Source organism: Halomonas sp. MCCC 1A11062 (genome assembly GCF_021404355.1).
Classification (GTDB): domain Bacteria; phylum Pseudomonadota; class Gammaproteobacteria; order Pseudomonadales; family Halomonadaceae; genus Halomonas; species Halomonas aerodenitrificans.
Genome location: NZ_JABFTW010000009.1, coordinates 124,823 through 141,022, shown reverse-complemented (window position 1 = coordinate 141,022; position 16,200 = coordinate 124,823). Strand labels below are relative to the sequence as shown.

Annotated in this window: 14 protein-coding genes; all 14 read left to right on the top strand. The window is 63.8% G+C overall.

Going from position 1 to position 16,200, the window contains the following annotated elements; all coding sequences use genetic code 11:
• Nucleotides 1-50: 50 nt before the first annotated feature.
• The 14 genes from HOP58_RS12075 (at nucleotide 51) to urtE (ending at nucleotide 16,083) form a co-directional block, all read left to right on the top strand.
• A complete protein-coding gene (locus tag HOP58_RS12075; RefSeq protein ID WP_010628260.1) occupies nucleotides 51-659 on the top strand; it encodes a LysE family transporter in 609 nt (202 codons plus the stop codon).
• Nucleotides 660-925: 266 nt separating this feature from the next.
• Entirely contained in the window at nucleotides 926-2,026 is a 1,101-nt protein-coding gene (gene hppD, locus HOP58_RS12070; RefSeq protein ID WP_010628261.1) for a 4-hydroxyphenylpyruvate dioxygenase, read from the top strand.
• Between the two features lie 164 nt (nucleotides 2,027-2,190).
• Nucleotides 2,191-3,651 (top strand): sodium-dependent transporter, encoded by a 1,461-nt coding sequence (locus HOP58_RS12065; RefSeq protein WP_234260397.1) that lies wholly within the window; start codon nucleotides 2,191-2,193, stop codon nucleotides 3,649-3,651.
• A gap of 72 nt (nucleotides 3,652-3,723) precedes the next feature.
• Nucleotides 3,724-4,113, top strand: coding sequence for a septal ring lytic transglycosylase RlpA family protein (locus tag HOP58_RS12060; RefSeq protein WP_234260396.1), 390 nt, complete (start codon nucleotides 3,724-3,726; stop codon nucleotides 4,111-4,113).
• Nucleotides 4,114-4,188: 75 nt separating this feature from the next.
• The gene (locus HOP58_RS12055; RefSeq protein WP_234260395.1) at nucleotides 4,189-5,886 is read left to right on the top strand and encodes a sensor histidine kinase; all 1,698 of its coding nucleotides are present in this window, start codon (nucleotides 4,189-4,191) and stop codon (nucleotides 5,884-5,886) included.
• A gap of 23 nt (nucleotides 5,887-5,909) precedes the next feature.
• Nucleotides 5,910-6,656: a response regulator gene (locus HOP58_RS12050; RefSeq protein WP_234254600.1), complete on the top strand. Its 747-nt coding sequence runs from the start codon at nucleotides 5,910-5,912 to the stop codon at nucleotides 6,654-6,656.
• Between the two features lie 164 nt (nucleotides 6,657-6,820).
• Nucleotides 6,821-7,822, top strand: a complete 1,002-nt coding sequence (locus tag HOP58_RS12045) for a tripartite tricarboxylate transporter substrate-binding protein (protein WP_234260394.1) — start codon at nucleotides 6,821-6,823, stop codon at nucleotides 7,820-7,822.
• 121 nt (nucleotides 7,823-7,943) lie between these two features.
• The gene (locus tag HOP58_RS12040) at nucleotides 7,944-8,426 is read left to right on the top strand and encodes a tripartite tricarboxylate transporter TctB family protein (protein ID WP_234260393.1); all 483 of its coding nucleotides are present in this window, start codon (nucleotides 7,944-7,946) and stop codon (nucleotides 8,424-8,426) included.
• Nucleotides 8,427-8,445: 19 nt separating this feature from the next.
• Nucleotides 8,446-9,936, top strand: a complete 1,491-nt coding sequence (locus HOP58_RS12035; protein ID WP_234260392.1) for a tripartite tricarboxylate transporter permease — start codon at nucleotides 8,446-8,448, stop codon at nucleotides 9,934-9,936.
• Nucleotides 9,937-10,299: 363 nt separating this feature from the next.
• Complete coding sequence (gene urtA, locus HOP58_RS12030) at nucleotides 10,300-11,625, top strand: urea ABC transporter substrate-binding protein (RefSeq protein ID WP_234260446.1); 1,326 nt, start codon at nucleotides 10,300-10,302, stop codon at nucleotides 11,623-11,625.
• 74 nt (nucleotides 11,626-11,699) lie between these two features.
• Nucleotides 11,700-13,403 carry an urea ABC transporter permease subunit UrtB gene (gene urtB / locus HOP58_RS12025; protein WP_234260391.1) on the top strand — a complete coding sequence of 568 codons (1,704 nt, stop codon included), beginning with the start codon at nucleotides 11,700-11,702 and terminating at the stop codon, nucleotides 13,401-13,403.
• 3 nt (nucleotides 13,404-13,406) lie between these two features.
• Nucleotides 13,407-14,549 (top strand): urea ABC transporter permease subunit UrtC, encoded by a 1,143-nt coding sequence (gene urtC / locus HOP58_RS12020; RefSeq protein ID WP_010628271.1) that lies wholly within the window; start codon nucleotides 13,407-13,409, stop codon nucleotides 14,547-14,549.
• Nucleotides 14,546-15,385, top strand: coding sequence for an urea ABC transporter ATP-binding protein UrtD (gene urtD, locus HOP58_RS12015; RefSeq protein WP_010628272.1), 840 nt, complete (start codon nucleotides 14,546-14,548; stop codon nucleotides 15,383-15,385). The genes urtC and urtD overlap by 4 nt, the downstream gene beginning before the upstream one ends.
• Nucleotides 15,385-16,083: an urea ABC transporter ATP-binding subunit UrtE gene (gene urtE, locus HOP58_RS12010; protein WP_234254596.1), complete on the top strand. Its 699-nt coding sequence runs from the start codon at nucleotides 15,385-15,387 to the stop codon at nucleotides 16,081-16,083. Before urtD ends, urtE begins: the two co-directional genes overlap by 1 nt.
• The last annotated feature ends 117 nt before the right edge of the window (nucleotides 16,084-16,200 follow it).

Sequence of the window (16,200 nt, the reverse complement as noted above, 5' to 3'; positions counted from 1 at the left end):
TGGCAGAGAGCTTAGCCTTGGCGGCATCGACTTGCCAGGGAGAAAAAACGATGTGGTTGTCATGGCTCAACGGGTTGCTGATCTGCGCCGGGCTGATCGTCGCCATCGGTGCCCAGAATGCCTTCGTGCTGCAGCAGAGCCTGCGCCGGCAGCATGCCTGGCTGGTGGCCGGGGTCTGTGCACTGTGCGACTGGCTGCTGGTCGGTGTCGGCGTGCTGGGCCTGGGCATATTGATCGCCCAGCAGGAGACGCTGATGGAAGTGGCGCGTTGGGCCGGTGCCGCCTTCCTGGCCTGGCAGGCATCGCTAGCGTTTCGTCGGGTCTTCATCGGCCAGGCGCTGGTAGCGGGTGGCGGCGGCATCCAGTCGTGGCAGGCCGCTCTGGCGGCAACGCTGGCGGTGACCCTGCTCAATCCGCAGGTCTATCTCGAAACGGTGGTACTGCTCGGCGCCATCGGCGCGGTGCAGCCGAGTCCGCTGGGTTTCTTCATCGGTGCGGCGATGGCTTCATTCGGCTGGTTCTTCGGTCTGGCCGCGGCAGCGGGTTGGCTGGCGCCACGGCTGGCCAGTCCGCGAGTGTGGCGCGCCATCGACCTGGTGATCGGGCTCATTCTGGCCTGGGTGGCGTGGAGGTTGGCGAGTGGCTCCATGATGCCTTAGTGGCTCCGGTGTAAAGAGGGCTTTACGCCCTGTCACGATATCGCACCGCCCGAAGTGCGCTGTCGCCGCACCTGGATCGGCTGTAAGGGTTCTTTTACATGGCGCAGGCGAGTTATCCCCAGCGGGCGCTGCCAAAGGCGCTCGCCGGGCGTTTCTCGGGGAGAGGGCGCGCACTAGTCTGGAGTCACCAGTCGGCACCTCGAGGGGTGCCGAACCCGACGCAGACACTGCGCTTGCACAACAATGTCCACCCCCTGGAGGAAACAATGAACGCACCCGCCAAGACCGTTTCACCGATTTCACAAGACAATCCGATCGGTACCAACGGCTTCGAGTTCGTCGAGTACAGCGCCCCCAGCGCCGAAGGTATCGAGGAACTGCGTGCGCTGTTCAATCGCATGGGCTTCACCGAGACGCGCAAGCACCGCTCCAAGCAGGTGTTCCTGTTCCAGCAGGAGAACGTCAACTTCGTGCTCAACGCCGAGCCCGACAGCCATGCTGCCGAGTTTGCCAAGGTGCACGGCCCCTGTGCCTGCGCCATGGCTTGGAAGGTGGCCGATGCCAAGCAGGCCTTCGAATACGCCCTGGCCCACGGTGCCGAGGCGGTGGAGAACCCGATCGGCCCCGGTGAGGTGGGCATTCCCGCGGTGCGCGGCATCGGTGGCTCGCTGCTCTACTTCGTCGACAACAAGGTCGACAGCGAAGGGCGCACCATCTACGACATCGACTTCGAGCCGATTCCCGGCCGTTCGCCCAACGACAACAGCGTGGGCCTGAAGGTGCTCGATCACCTAACCCACAACGTCGACCGCGGCCAGATGGACGTGTGGGCCGATTTCTACACCGAGATCGCCAACTTCCGCGAGAACCGCTACTTCGACATCAAGGGCAAGAAGACTGGCCTGCACTCCCGTGCCATGACCGCGCCCTGCGGCAAGATGCATATTCCGATCAACGAGTCCGCCGACGACACCTCGCAGATCGCCGAATTCCTGCGCGAGTACAACGGCGAGGGCATCCAGCACCTGGCCATGGCCACCGACGACATCTATGCCACGGTGCGCGGCCTGCGCGCCAACGGCGTGACCTTCCTCACCACCCCAGACACCTACTATGAGAAGGTCGATTCTCGCGTGCCCAACCACGAAGAGAACGTCGAGGACCTGCGCGAGCTGAGCCTGCTGATCGACGGCGGTCCGGACGAAGGCGTACTGCTGCAGATCTTCACCGAGACCGTGATCGGTCCGATCTTCTTCGAGATCATCCAGCGCAAGGGCAATGACGGTTTCGGCGAGGGCAACTTCAAAGCCCTGTTCGAATCCATCGAAGAGGATCAGATCCGGCGCGGCGTTCTCAAGGCCGACTGATCCACGCCACGGCTCCCGCCCCATCGGACGGGAGCCGTTTTTTTATCTGTCCTCAGGCAGATGTCATGGAATTACAATGCTAGACAATAAATGACGTTGCAAACCTGACAATATGGCGGGCATATTGCTGCGTCCGCGCGATAACAACTCCCCCTGGTGACACGATGACGACTACCCAACAACCTCGCGCTCAGTGGCTGGGCCGCTGGGGCTTCGTGCTGGCGGCGACCGGCTCTGCCGTCGGCCTGGGCAATATCTGGAAGTTTCCCTATATCACCGGCGAGCACGGCGGCGGCGCTTTCGTGCTGGTCTATCTGGCCTGCATCCTGGCGGTGGGTGTGCCGGTTATGATGACCGAAATCGCTTTCGGTCGGCGCGGCCGCGGCAGCCCCATCGATGCGGTACGCCGCGTGGTGACGGAGTCGGGGCGTTCGCCGCTGTGGTCGCTGCTGGGTTGGATGGCGATGCTGGCCGGCTTCATGATCCTCTCCTTCTACGTGGTGGTGGCCGGTTGGTCGTTCTCCTATCTGTGGAAGATGCTTACCGGCCAGCTCGCCGGTAGCGGCGTGGACGACATGGTGGCGATCTTCGTCGGCAACAACGAGAACCCCTTCAATCTTGGGTTCTGGAGCACCCTGGTAACGCTGCTGACCATGCTGATCGTGGGCAAGGGGGTGCAGGCGGGCATCGAGCGCAGCGTCAGTTGGATGATGCCCGGCATGGTCATCATGCTTCTGATACTGATCGGTTACGGCGTGTTCTCCGGCGGCTTCGGCGAGGCCTGGCGTTTCCTGTTCTCGTTCAACGCCGGTAGCCTGACCAGCGACGGCATGCTGGCCGCCCTGGGCCATGCGTTCTTCACCCTGTCGCTGGCCTCGGGTGCCATCCTCACTTATGGCAGCTACCTGCCGTCGCGTACCTCCATCGCGCGCACCACCTTCAGTGTGGCGATTGCCGATACCCTGGTGGCGCTGATGGCGGGGCTGGCGATCTTCCCCATCATCTTCGCCAACGGCATGAACCCCGGCGAGGGGCCGGGCCTGATCTTCATGAGCCTGCCGCTGGCGTTCCAGGCCATGCCGCTGGGCACGCTGTTCGGCATCCTGTTCTTCGTCATGCTCTCCATGGCGGCGCTGACCTCGTCGATCTCCATGGTCGAGGCCACCGTCTCCTGGCTGGTGGACAACAAGGGCATCAGCCGGCGTACGGCGGCCTGGGGCACCGGGCTCGTGCTGTGGCTGGTGAGCACCCTGGCGATGCTGTCGTTCAATCTGGGGGCGGACTGGGCCCTGGCCGGCCGCCACTTCTTCGACTGGCTGGACTACCTCACCTCGCGCTGGATGATGCCGCTGGGCGGCCTGGGCATGGCGCTGCTGGCCGGCTTCGTGCTGAAGAGCGAGAGCTTCCGCGAGGAACTGGGCCTCTCGGCCCACTGGCATGCACTGTGGCTGTTCATGGTGCGCTACGTCAGCCCGCTGGGCATTCTGGTGATCTTCGTCGATGCGTTGGGTATCGCGCGTCTGGAGTTCGGCATGCACTGGCCCTGGCTGCTGGGCGTGCTGGCGCTGGTCACCCTGCTCGGTGAGCTGGTGAGCCCAAGGCTGCGGCGCACCCTGGCCGGCTGAGTGCTTGCCTGTCGTCGAGCTTGGAGCTAATGTCGGGCCGGTTCGTTGGGAACGTCCTGCGAGGTGAGAGAGATGATGAGAGTCGCGCTCGTGTTGTTCATGTCCGTGCTGATCGCCGGCTGCGCCGGACGCGGTAGCGGGCACGCCGAGCGCGTCTCGGCACCATCCGGCTGGAACGGGGAGCAGGGCAAGGCATCGTTCTATGCCGACCGCTATCACGGCCGCAAGACCGCCAGCGGTGAACGTCACGACCGCAACGCACTGACGGCGGCCCACCGTAGCCTGCCGTTCGGCACCCACGTGCGCGTCACGCGACTGGACAACGGTCGTGAGACGGTGGTGCGCATCAACGACCGCGGTCCCTTCGTACGCGGCAGGGTCATCGACGTCTCGCGCCGTGCGGCGGAGGAGCTCGACATGATCGGCCCCGGTGTGGTGAACGTACGCCTGACCCCCGAATGAGCGAGGCCGGTTGGCGGGTGCCTCGGCCGGCCAGCCATGCGACAATGAAGCTTTCGTTCACGTCGAGCTTCGCTGATGTCCTCCCCGCGCAGTGAATCCATTGCCGAGCTTCAAAGTCTCCGCCGCGGGCGTGCGCGGCGCAACTGGCTGACGCGCAGCTTTCGCCTGCAGGTGATGCTGCTGGTAGGTGTGCTGCTCGCCGCCATGCTGCTGGCCCAGGGCGCCTATCTCAATCATCGCAAGGGCGAGATCATCAGCCACCAGATGGGCGAGCGCGCGTTGGCCGTGGCGCTCAGCGTGGCCAGCATCCCCGAATTGATCGCCGCTTTCGACGACCCCGATCCCAGCGCCACCATCCAGCCCATCGCCGAACGCATCCGCCGCGAAACCGGGGCCCGCTACGTGGTGGTGGGCAATACGGAGAGCCTACGCTACTCCCATCCCTTGCCGGAGCGCCTGGGCGAGTCCATGGTCGGCGGCGACAATGATCGGGCGCTGCTCCACGGCGAGTCTTACGTCTCCGAGGCGGTCGGCTCGCTGGGCAAGGCGATGCGCGGCAAGACCCCGGTGTTCGATGCCGAGGGCAACATCATCGGCATCGTCTCGGTAGGCTTCATGCTCGATCGCGTGGCCATGGACGTGGTCGAGCACACCAGCCTGGGCTGGTGGCTGGTGGCGCTGATGATCGTGTTCGGCTTCGCCGGTGCCTACCTGCTCTCGCGTCATCTGAAGAAGGTTATCCTCGGCCTGGAGCCCTACGAGATCGCGCGGCTGGCGATGGAGAAGGAGGCGATCCTGCAGTCGATTCACGAGGGGATCCTGGCGGTGAACCGCGAAGGGCAGATCACCCTGGTGAATCAGCAGGGCCGGCGCTTCCTCGGTCTGCCACCTGAGGAAGAGGTGCTGGGGCGGCCGATCCAGGAGCTGGTGCCCAACTCGCGTCTCTCCGAGGTGCTGGAGCGGGGCGAGCGGCAGTTCGATCAGGAGATGTGGCTGGGCGATCATCCCGTGGTGGTCAACCGGGTACCGATCGTCGACGCCGGCGAAGTGGAAGGGGCGGTGGCGACGTTCCGCAGTCGCCGCGAGATCGTCGAGCTCTCCGATGCGCTGAGCGCTGCCAGTCGCGACGTGGACATGCTGCGCGCTCAGGCCCATGAGTATTCCAACAAGCTCTACACCATCTCGGGCATGCTGCAGCTTGATCGAGTCGAAGACGCCCTCGCGCTGATTCACCAGGAGAGCGAGCGTCAGCAGGCCCAGATGACCTTCCTGATGAAACACGTGGCCGACCCGGTGGTCAGCGGCACGCTGCTGGGCAAGCTGACCCGGGCGCGGGAGCTCGACGTACATCTCGAGATCGACGAGCAGAGTTCGCTCTCCACCGCGCTGACCCTCACCGGCCAGGAAGTCGTCATGACGGTGATCGGCAACCTGATCGACAACGCCTTCCATGCGGTGCGTCAGGGTGGGGCAAAGGGGCAGGTGCGGCTGTTCTTCACCGATCTCGGTGAACAGGTGCTGATCGAAGTGGAGGACAACGGCCCCGGCGTGCCGCCCGAACACGTCGAGGCGATCTTCAAGGAAGGTTTTTCCACCAAGCCCGGCAAGCACCGCGGCATCGGTCTGGCGCTGGTCAATCGTCTGTGTCGCGAACATGGTGGAGCGATCACGCTGGAGGAAAGCGAACTGGGCGGTGCCTGTTTCACGGTGGTGCTCTCTCGCTCTCTGTGTCGCACCGTGCAGCCGGTGCAAGCCGACCACCCATTATCATAATGCCAATATTTATGGGGGAGAGAATGTACGAGGCAGGCTCGACGCCTGAAGAATACGGCATCCTGATCATCGAAGACGATTTCCGCATCGCCGAGATACATCGCGCCTTCATCGAGCAGAGCCAGGGCTTCCGAGTCGTGGGGATGGCTCGCAGTGGCGCCGAAGCGCGTGAGCTGATGGCGCAACACGCAGTAGAGGTCCATCTGGTGCTGCTGGATGCCTACCTGCCCGATGTGGAAGGGCTGGAACTGCTGTGGGCGCTGCGCCGGGATCATGTGCACGTGGATATCGTCATGATCACCGCGGCGAGGGAGGTCGATACCATTTCCGAGGCGCTGCGCGGGGGAATCTTCGACTACCTGATCAAGCCGGTCGAGGCGGCGCGCATGGCGCAGATGCTGGCTCGCTTTCGTCGTGAGCGCGAAGCCTTGGCGGCACGTCACGAGCTCAATCAAGAGGAACTCGACCGGGTACTGGCCAGGCTGCGACCGGAGGGGACGTCGGGCAGTGCCGCGCGTAGCCTGCCCAAGGGCATCGATCGTCTGACGTTGCGTGCCGTGGTGGCGGCGCTGGACAGCGCCGGCAAGCCTCTGGCGGCCATGGACGTGGCGCGTGCCATGGGGGCGAGCCGTTCCACTGCACGACGCTATCTGGAATTTCTGGTGTCGGTGCAGGTAGTTGGCGCAGATCTGGGCTACGGTGATGTAGGGAGACCTGAAAGACGCTACCGCCTGGTAGGTGATGCGGCGGCCTGGTGCGAAGAGGGCTGAGGGTGGTAAGGCGCCCCGTGAGCAAAATGAACAAAATGCTCACAACGAACAATTTATCGTTTATGCCCATAAACTTGCCGCTTCGTATCTGGTTCTTCTAACGTTCAACCTGTACGTGGGCATCAGACCCGCTGTCACAACAAGATCCTATCCAGGAGAACGCCATGACTGCCAAGCAACACCTCACCCGTTTCAGTGCCATCGTGCTGCCGCTCGCTGCGGTGGTGGGCATGAGCAGTGCGGCTCAGGCCGACGAGTGGACCCCGACCCGCAATATCGAGTTCATCGCCCCGGCCAACCCCGGCGGCGGCTGGGACACCCTGGTGCGCACCACCACCCGCGTCATCCAGGAAGAGGGGCTGGCCGAGCGCAGCTTCGGTGCCATCAACGTACCGGGCGGCGGCGGTGCGGTGGCCTGGGCCCAGATCGCCCGTGACAGCGGCAACCCGCACAAGCTGTTCGCCACCAGTCCGCCGATGATTCTGGTGCCGCTGGCCGGTGCGTCCCGCTACGACCACACCAACTTCACGCCTATTGCCAGGCTGATCACCGATTACTCCATCGTGCTGGTGCGCAACGACTCTCCCTACGAGGATCTGCCGTCGCTGATCGAAGCCATGGAACAGAATCCCCAGCTCAGCGTCGGTGGCGGCAGCGCCCCGGGCTCCATGGACCACATCTCCATGGCCGGTCTGGCGGCGGCGGCGGGTTTGAACGCTTCCGACGTCAACTACATCCCGTTCTCCGGCGGTGGCGAAGCCATGACCAGCCTGATGGGCGGCCACGTGCAAGCGGTGATCACCGGTGCCGGCGAAGCCTCCGGTCAGCTCGGCGAGAACAGCCAGATCCGCGCGCTGGGCGTATCCGCCCCCGAGCGTCTGAGTGGTGCTCTGGCGGAGGTGCCGACCTACCAGGAGCAGGATATCGATTACACCTTCGATATCTGGCGCGGCGTGATGGGCACCCCGGACATGCCGGCCGAGGCGGTCGCCTACTACGAAGATCTGTTCGCTCAGATGCTCGAGACTGACGGCTGGCAGCAGGCTCGCGACCAGTTGGGCTGGATCGATGCCTATCAGGACAGCGAAGAGTTCGGCACTTTCCTCGATGAGCAGAAAGAGCAGTTCAGCACCATTCTGGGCGACCTCGGCCTGCTGGGCGAATAACCCACCAACGCTTCGCGATTTTCGCTTCCCGGGTCCGGGCCTCGCCTAGCGAGGTCCGGGCATTCTCGAACGCCAAGAACTTGGGCGCTGCTCACGCGGTGGTAGCCCGGGACCGACTCCCATGACACGACTCAACTCCAACCAGGTCATTGCTCTCTTGCTGGCGCTGCTGTCGGTAGGTTATCTGGCCATGGCCTGGCAGATTCCCTCCTTTCCGCTGCCGCGCCCGATCGATTCCGACCTCTTCCCCAAGGTGCTTGGCTTCACGTTGCTGGGGCTTTCGGTGCTGCTGTTTCTCGAGAAACCCAAGGCCAAGGACGTGCCGGAAGCGCTGGATCCCAATGAACTTCAGCAGCCATTGCTGCTACGGCCCTGGGCGCGTGTGGTGGTCACGGCCATCGTTTTGGCGCTCTACGCATTGCTGCTGGTGCCGGTGGGCTTCGTGGTAACTTCCGTCGCCCTGGTCTTCGGGCTGGCGGCTTACTACGGCTACCGTCGCCACTGGGTCAATCTGGCCACGTCGCTGGGCGTGGTGCTGGGGCTCTATCTGACCATGACGCGCATCATGGGCGTTTATCTACCCACCGGCGTGCTGCCGATCTGACTGGCCGGAGAGTGAGCCCATGGAAGCCTTCAACAATCTGATGTACGGCTTCAGCATCGCGCTGGAGCCAGTCAATATCCTCTACGTCTTTGCCGGCGTCTTTGCCGGTACCATCATCGGCATGCTACCGGGTCTGGGGCCGATCAGCGCCCTGGCCCTGATGATTCCGCTGACCTTTGGCATGGAGCCGTCCTCGGGCCTGATCCTGATGGCGGGGGTTTACTACGGTGCGATCTTCGGCGGCTCGACCTCGTCGATCCTGCTCAATGCCCCTGGCGTGGCAGGTACGGTGGCGACCTCCTTCGACGGCTATCCCATGGCCAAGCAGGGCATGGCGGGCAAGGCGCTGGCCATTGCCGCCTACGCGTCGTTCATTGGCGGCACCGTTTCCATCATCTTCCTGATGCTGGTGGCGCCGTTGCTGGGTCGGGTAGCGGTAAGCTTCGGCCCCGCCGAATACTTCTCGTTGATGGTGCTGGGCCTTACCGCGGTGGTGTCGCTGTCCGACAAGTCGCTGATCAAGGGACTGATCGCTGCCGTGGTCGGGGTGATGATCTCGATCATGGGTATCGACCTGCAGACCGGTACCGAGCGTTTCACCTTCGGCACCGTGCATTTGCTGGATGGCATCGACTTCCTGGTCGTGGCGCTGGGTATATTCGCCCTGACCGAGGTATTCTTCATGCTGCTCAGAGGCGGTGGCGGCAAGGAGCAGCCGCGCAATGCCATCGGCTCGCTCAAGCTGTCGAAGTCGGAAGTGAAGGAGATTGCGGCACCGATCGGCCGCAGCTCGATCCTGGGTTTCTTCACCGGTGTGCTGCCGGGGGCTGGCGCCACCATCGGCTCCTTCCTGGGCTATAGCATGGAGAAGCGTCTGGCCAAGGATGGAGACACCTTCGGCAAGGGCAACATCAAGGGCGTGGCGGCACCCGAGTCGGCCAACAACGCGGCTTGTACCGGCTCCTTCGTGCCGCTGCTGACGCTGGGCGTGCCCGGCTCCGGCTCTACCGCGGTGCTGCTGGGTGCGCTGCTGGTGATGGGCGTGTCTCCCGGTCCGGCCATGCTGGTGGATCGTCCCGACGTCTTCTGGGGCGTGGTGGCGAGCATGTACCTGGGTAACATTTTCCTGTTGGTGCTCAACCTGCCGCTGATACCGCTGATCGCCAAGATCCTCGACATGCCTCGACCGTTGCTGCTGTCGCTGATCCTTATCTTCTGCATGCTTGGTGTCTACGGCATGAGCTTCAGCGTCTTCGATCTGCTGCTCCTGCTCGGCTTCGGCCTGTTGGGGCTGGGCATGCGCCTGTTCGGCTTCCCGGCCGCTCCGCTGATCTTGGCGCTGATTCTCGGCGACATCATGGAGGAGTCCATGCGCCGGGCGCTGCAGATCTCCGGCGGTGACTGGTCGATCTTCATCGACAAGCCGATTTCCATGTGGCTGCTGATCATTGCCGCGCTGTCGCTGACTCTGCCGCTGATCAAGCGCATGATGGCACGCCGCAGCGTCTGACAACCCGAACCTTCCTGCCTTTGAAACGGGGGTGCCGAGCGATCGGCGCCCCCGCTTTCGTTTCCGCTTCTTCCCACTGCACCGCCATGGTGCTTCGTGGTGGTGCAGTCGCTACGTCGTGGCGCGTTCATGGCGCCCAAAGCTGCACGTCTGAGGTGCGTAGGTGACGCATTTTTACTTGGCAGCTTTGTGCAACTAAATGTCACGCAAAGAATTTTTAGAGCTTGCCGCATCATGGCGCACGCTTTGCAACGACAGGATGCCTAGCGCTGTGTAGCCAATGCCGGCTGCACATGATCCCTCACAACAAGTCCCTCCCTCAGAGGGCGCAAGGAGGTTCGCTTGAACGCTTCTCGACGCATCATGCCTTTCCCGCTTCGTTCCACCACCCTGGCTCTGATGGCAGCGGTTTCCCTCGCGTCCGCCAGTCAGGCCCTGGCCGAGGAAGGCCCCATCAAGGTGGGCATCCTGCACTCGCTATCCGGCACCATGGCCATCAGCGAATCGACCCTGAAAGACACCGTGGAGATGCTGATCGCGCAGCAGAACGAGCAGGGCGGTCTGCTGGGACGTCAGCTCGAAGCTGTGGTGGTGGATCCGGCCTCGAACTGGCCGCTGTTCGCCGAGCGGGCGCGTGAGCTGCTCGAACAGCACCAAGTGGACGTGGTCTTCGGCAACTGGACCTCGGTATCGCGCAAGGCGGTGCTGCCGGTGTTCGAGGAGCTCAACGGTCTGCTGTTCTACCCCGTGCAGTACGAGGGTGAGGAGTCTTCCGAGAACGTCTTCTACACCGGGGCGGCCCCCAACCAGCAGGCCATTCCGGCCGTGGACTACCTGATCAACGAGATGGGAATCGAGCGCTTCGCGCTGCTCGGCACCGACTACGTCTATCCGCGTACCACCAACCGCATCCTCGAGGCCTACCTCAAGGAAGAGCACGGCGTGGCGGATGACGACATCATGATCAACTACACCCCCTTCGGGCACAGCGACTGGCAGAACATCGTCGCCGAGGTGCGTCGCTTCGGCAGCGAGGGCAAGCCCACCGCGGTGGTCTCCACCATCAACGGCGACGCCAACGTGCCGTTTTACCGTGAGCTGGGCAACCAGGGCGTGGACGCCGGCGACATCCCCGTCATCGCCTTCTCGGTGGGTGAGCAGGAACTGACCGGTGTCGACACTGCACCGCTGGTCGGCCATCTGGCCGCCTGGAACTACTTCATGAGCGTGGACACCGATGCCAACTACGACTTCATCGACGCCTGGATCGAGTGGACCGGCGACGAAGAGGCGGTGACCAACGATCCGATGGAGGCCCATTACATCGGCTTCAACATGTGGGCCGAGGCGGTACGCAAGGCAGGCACCACCGATCCCGATGCCATCAAGGACGCCATCATTGGCGTGGTGGTACCCAATCTCTCCGGCAGCTATGCGGCGATGATGCCCAACCACCACATCACCAAACCGGTGCTGATCGGTGAGATCCAGGACAACGGCCAGTTCGACATCGTATGGCAGACGCCCTCCACGGTTGCCGGCGATGCCTGGTCCGATTACCTGCCGGGCTCCCGCGATCTGATGGCCGATTGGCAGGCGCCGATGCGCTGCGGCAACTTCAATGTCGCTACCGGTCGCTGTGGTGGCAGCACGGCTGCCGAAGAGGCCGAAGCGGCGCTCGCCGAGTAAGCAGTACCCCGCCCCCCGCTGCCCAAGTGCAGCGGGGGAGCACGCCTTCTCCATCGTTTCCGAGGAACGCTCCGATGAGATACCCCCCCATGCTTGGGCCAGCGACGGCCGGGGCGAGGGCCGGCACCGATGCCGCCGAGGATGAACGTACCTCCCAGAGCCGGGGCTCATGGCTGCTGGCTCTCGCTCTGAGCCTCGTGCTGGTGCTCGGCCTCTCCATCACGACCCCCGCTGCGGCCCAGGAAGCCGCGCCGAACGACGATGCCGCCGCCATGACGCTGCTCGAGTCGCTGGATGTCGATTCGTTTCCCGCCAAGGGCGAGGCCATCGATGCCATCGTTCACAGCGACGATCCCCGCGCCCGCGACTGGCTGCAGGCACTGCTCGACGGCCGCCTGCAGCGCGCCGGTGACGGCCGCTTCGTGGTGGTGCTGGACAATACCGGACGTGACTGGCCGGTACAGGATGCGCTGAGCGGTGAGCCGCTGGGCCAGATGTCTCGCCGCGAGCTGGACCGCATCGGCATCAACAACGCGCTGCGTAACCAGCTGCGCAGTGCCATTGCCGTGGTCGATCTCTACGCCGCCGACGTCGGGCTGCGCCGCGCTTCCGCCGAACGTCTGCTGGGTGAAGTCGATGGCGATCTGGCCGGTCCGCTGGCCGAGGTAATTGAAGAGGAGCCTGATGCGCGGGTGCGCGGACGCCTGGTTCAGGCACTGGCAATTTACCGTCTCGAACAGGGTGAGCTCGCGGCCATAGACGACCTGCAGGGCAGCCTGCACTCCCGGGTACGTGTGGCCCTCAACCGTGCCGCCAACGGCGACGATCCGATCGTGGCCGACGCCGCCCGTGAGGCATTGAACGGCATCGAACAGATGCTCAAGGTCAACCGTGCCGCAGAGACGCTCTACTTCGGTCTTTCGCTCGGCTCGGTGCTGGTGCTCGCCGCCATCGGCCTGGCCATCACCTTCGGGGTGATGGGGGTGATCAACATGGCTCATGGCGAGCTGATCATGCTGGGCGCCTATACCACCTGGGCCATGCAGCAACTGCTACCCGGTCAGCCGGGGCTGGCCCTGATACTGGCGATTCCCGCCGGGTTCATGGTCGCGGCGCTGGCGGGTATCGCCATCGAGCGCGGCGTCATTCAGTTCTTGAAAGGGCGGCCGCTGGAAACGCTCCTGGCCACCTTCGGTATCAGTCTGATCCTGCAGCAACTGGTGCGCACCGGTATTTCACCGCTCAACCGTACCGTGATCACACCGGAGTGGATGAGCGGCTCCATCGCCGTCAACGATGCGCTCTCTCTGACGCTCAACCGTATGTATGTGCTCGGCTTCGCCCTGGTGGTGTTCGCTGCACTGATGCTGATCATGCGCCGTACCCGCCTGGGGCTCGAGGTGCGGGCGGTGACCCAGAACCGCGCCATGGCGCGCTCCATGGGCATCCGCGCCACCCGAGTCGACATTCTCACCTTTGCCCTGGGTTCCGGAGTGGCGGGGCTGGCCGGCGTTGCGCTCAGCCAGCTCACCAACGTGGGGCCCAACCTGGGCCAGAACTACATCATCGACTCCTTCATGGTGGTGGTGTTCGGCGGCGTCGGCAATCTGTGGGGCACCCTGGTGGCGGGCCTCTCGCTGGGCGTGATCAATCAGGTTCTCGAACCCTGGGCCGGGGCCGTGATGGCCAAGATCATCGTGCTGGTGTTCATCATCCTGTTCATTCAAAAGCGCCCCCGCGGACTCTTCCCGCAGAAGGGCCGGGCGGCGGAGGGCTGATCCATGGATTCTTCTCGACTCTGGTTGCTACGGCCGTTCGGTGAGCGCTCGACGCTGATCTTTCTCGGCGTGCTGCTGGCCGCCATGACGCTGGTGACGTTGCTGCATGTGGCGCTGCCACCGGGGCATCCCCTCTATGTCAATGCTTATACCGTTAACTTGTTCGGCAAGTATCTGAGCTATGCGCTGCTGGCGGTGGCGGTGGATCTGGTATGGGGCTATCTCGGTATCTTGAGCCTCGGGCACGGCGCCTTCTTCGCTCTGGGCGGCTACGCCATGGGCATGTACCTGATGCGTCAGATCGGCGACCGCGGCGTCTATGGCCACCCGGTGCTGCCCGATTTCATGGTGTTCCTCAACTGGGACAGTCTGCCGTGGTACTGGCTGGGCTTCGACATGGCCTGGTTCGCCTTTTTGATGGTGCTGCTGGTGCCGGGAGCGTTGGCGCTGGTGTTCGGATTCCTGGCATTCCGTTCGCGGGTCACCGGGGTCTACCTGTCGATCATCACCCAGGCGCTCACCTTCGCCCTGATGCTAGCCTTCTTCCGCAACGAGATGGGCTTCGGCGGTAGCGACGGTTTGACCGACTTCCGTGAGTTATTGGGCTTCAACCTGCGCAGCAGCGAGACCCGGCTGGGCCTGTTTCTGGCCTCAGGCGTGGCGCTGGCGCTGGGCTACGTGCTGTGTCGGGCCATCGTCACCAGCAAGCTGGGTCGGGTGTGTGTGGCGACCCGTGATGCCGAGGCTCGCACGCGCTTCCTCGGCTATCGGGTCGAGCGCTTCCAGCTGTTCGTGTTCGTGGTTTCGGCCATGCTGGCGGGGCTTGCCGGGGCGCTCTACGTGCCTCAGGTCGGCATCATCAACCCCAGCGAGTTCTCGCCGCTGTTCTCCATCGAGATCGTGCTGTGGGTGGCCCTCGGCGGACGGGCGACGCTCTACGGGGCAGTGATCGGGGCGATACTGGTCAACTACGCCAAGACGGTATTCACCGGGGCGATGCCGGACGCCTGGCTGTTCGCCCTGGGCGGACTCTTCGTGCTGGTCACGGTGTTCCTGCCCAAGGGCGTGGCAGGGCTGCTGGCGCTCAGGCTACGCCGCCGTCGCGACGCTGACGGTTCGTTTTCCGGCAAGGAGGCATCGGCATGAGCATTCTGCGTTCCCTGGCCAGCCGTGATCGGGTATTCGATTTTCTGGTGCCCGCGGAGTCGCCGGTAGACGTGCGGCACGGGCCGATCCTCTACCTGGAGGATGTGACGGTCAGCTTCGACGGCTTCAAGGCGATCAACGATCTCAACCTGACCATCGACGACGGCGAGCTACGCTGCATCATCGGACCCAACGGCGCCGGCAAGACCACCATGATGGACATCATCACCGGCAAGACCCGGCCCGACAGCGGCCAGGTGTGGTTCGGCAGCCGTCACGACCTGCTGAGCATGAACGAGCCGGATATCGCCAGTCTCGGCATCGGCCGCAAGTTCCAGAAACCGACGGTGTTCGAGGTGCTCACGGTGTTCGAGAACCTGGAGCTGGCGATGGCCGCCGACAAGCGCATCCTGCCCACGCTCACTGCGCGCATGAACGGTGAGATACGTGATCACATCGACGAGGTGCTGGAGATCATCGGCCTGAAGGCGCTGCACGCCCGCCCGGCGGGCATTCTTTCCCACGGCCAGAAGCAGTGGCTGGAGATCGGCATGCTGCTGATGCAACGACCGCGTCTGCTGCTGGTGGACGAACCGGTGGCCGGCATGACCGAGCAGGAGATGGAGCGTACCGCCGAACTGCTCACCGGGTTGGCGGGAAAACAATCTGTTGTCGTGGTCGAGCACGATATGGGTTTCGTGCGCTCCATCGCGCGCAAGGTGACGGTGCTGCATCAGGGCAGCGTACTGGCGGAGGGCAGCATGGATCAGGTCTCCAGTGACCCACGGGTGATCGAAGTCTACCTCGGTGCCGAAGTCGAGGAGGAGACGCTCTGATGCTGGCGATCGACAAGCTCAACCAGTTCTATGGCGAGAGCCACACCCTGTGGGATCTCGACCTGGCCGTGCCTGCGGGGCAGTGCACCTGCGTGATGGGCCGCAACGGGGTGGGCAAGACTACCCTGATGAAGGCCATCATGGGCGAGGTGAAGGTCTCCTCTGGCAGCATTCGCTATGCCGATGATGTGGAGCTGACCAAGCGTCGGGTGGAGGATCGCTCGCGTCTCGGGATCGGCTACGTGCCCCAAGGGCGGCAGATATTTCCCTTGCTGACCGTGGAGGAGAACCTGCGCACCGGTCTGGCGGCTCGCGGAGATGGTCGACGCACCATTCCGGAGCGCATCTATGAGCTCTTCCCGGTGCTCAAGGAGATGGAGCACCGCCGGGGCGGGGATCTCTCCGGCGGCCAGCAGCAGCAGTTGGCCATCGGTCGTGCCCTGGTGATCGAACCCCGCTTGTTGATCCTCGACGAACCGGGCGAGGGCATTCAGCCCAATATCGTCACCCTGATCGGCGAGGTGATTCGCAAGCTGATCGAGGAGGACGGTCTCACCGTGCTGCTGGTGGAGCAGAAGCTGCCCTTCGCCCGGAAGTACGCCGACCGTTTCGTGATCATGGATCGCGGCAGGCCGGTGGCCAAGGGTGAGATCGCTGAGCTCTCCGATGCGTTGATCAAGGAGCACCTGACGGTATAGGGCGGCAGTGGCGATGCCCGCACCAGAAGGGTGCTGCGGACGATATTGGTGCGTGAGGTTGGTGCAAAAGCGCTGATCTGGCGCACCAAAAGGAGTCGGCGGGTCGCGTTTGCGGCC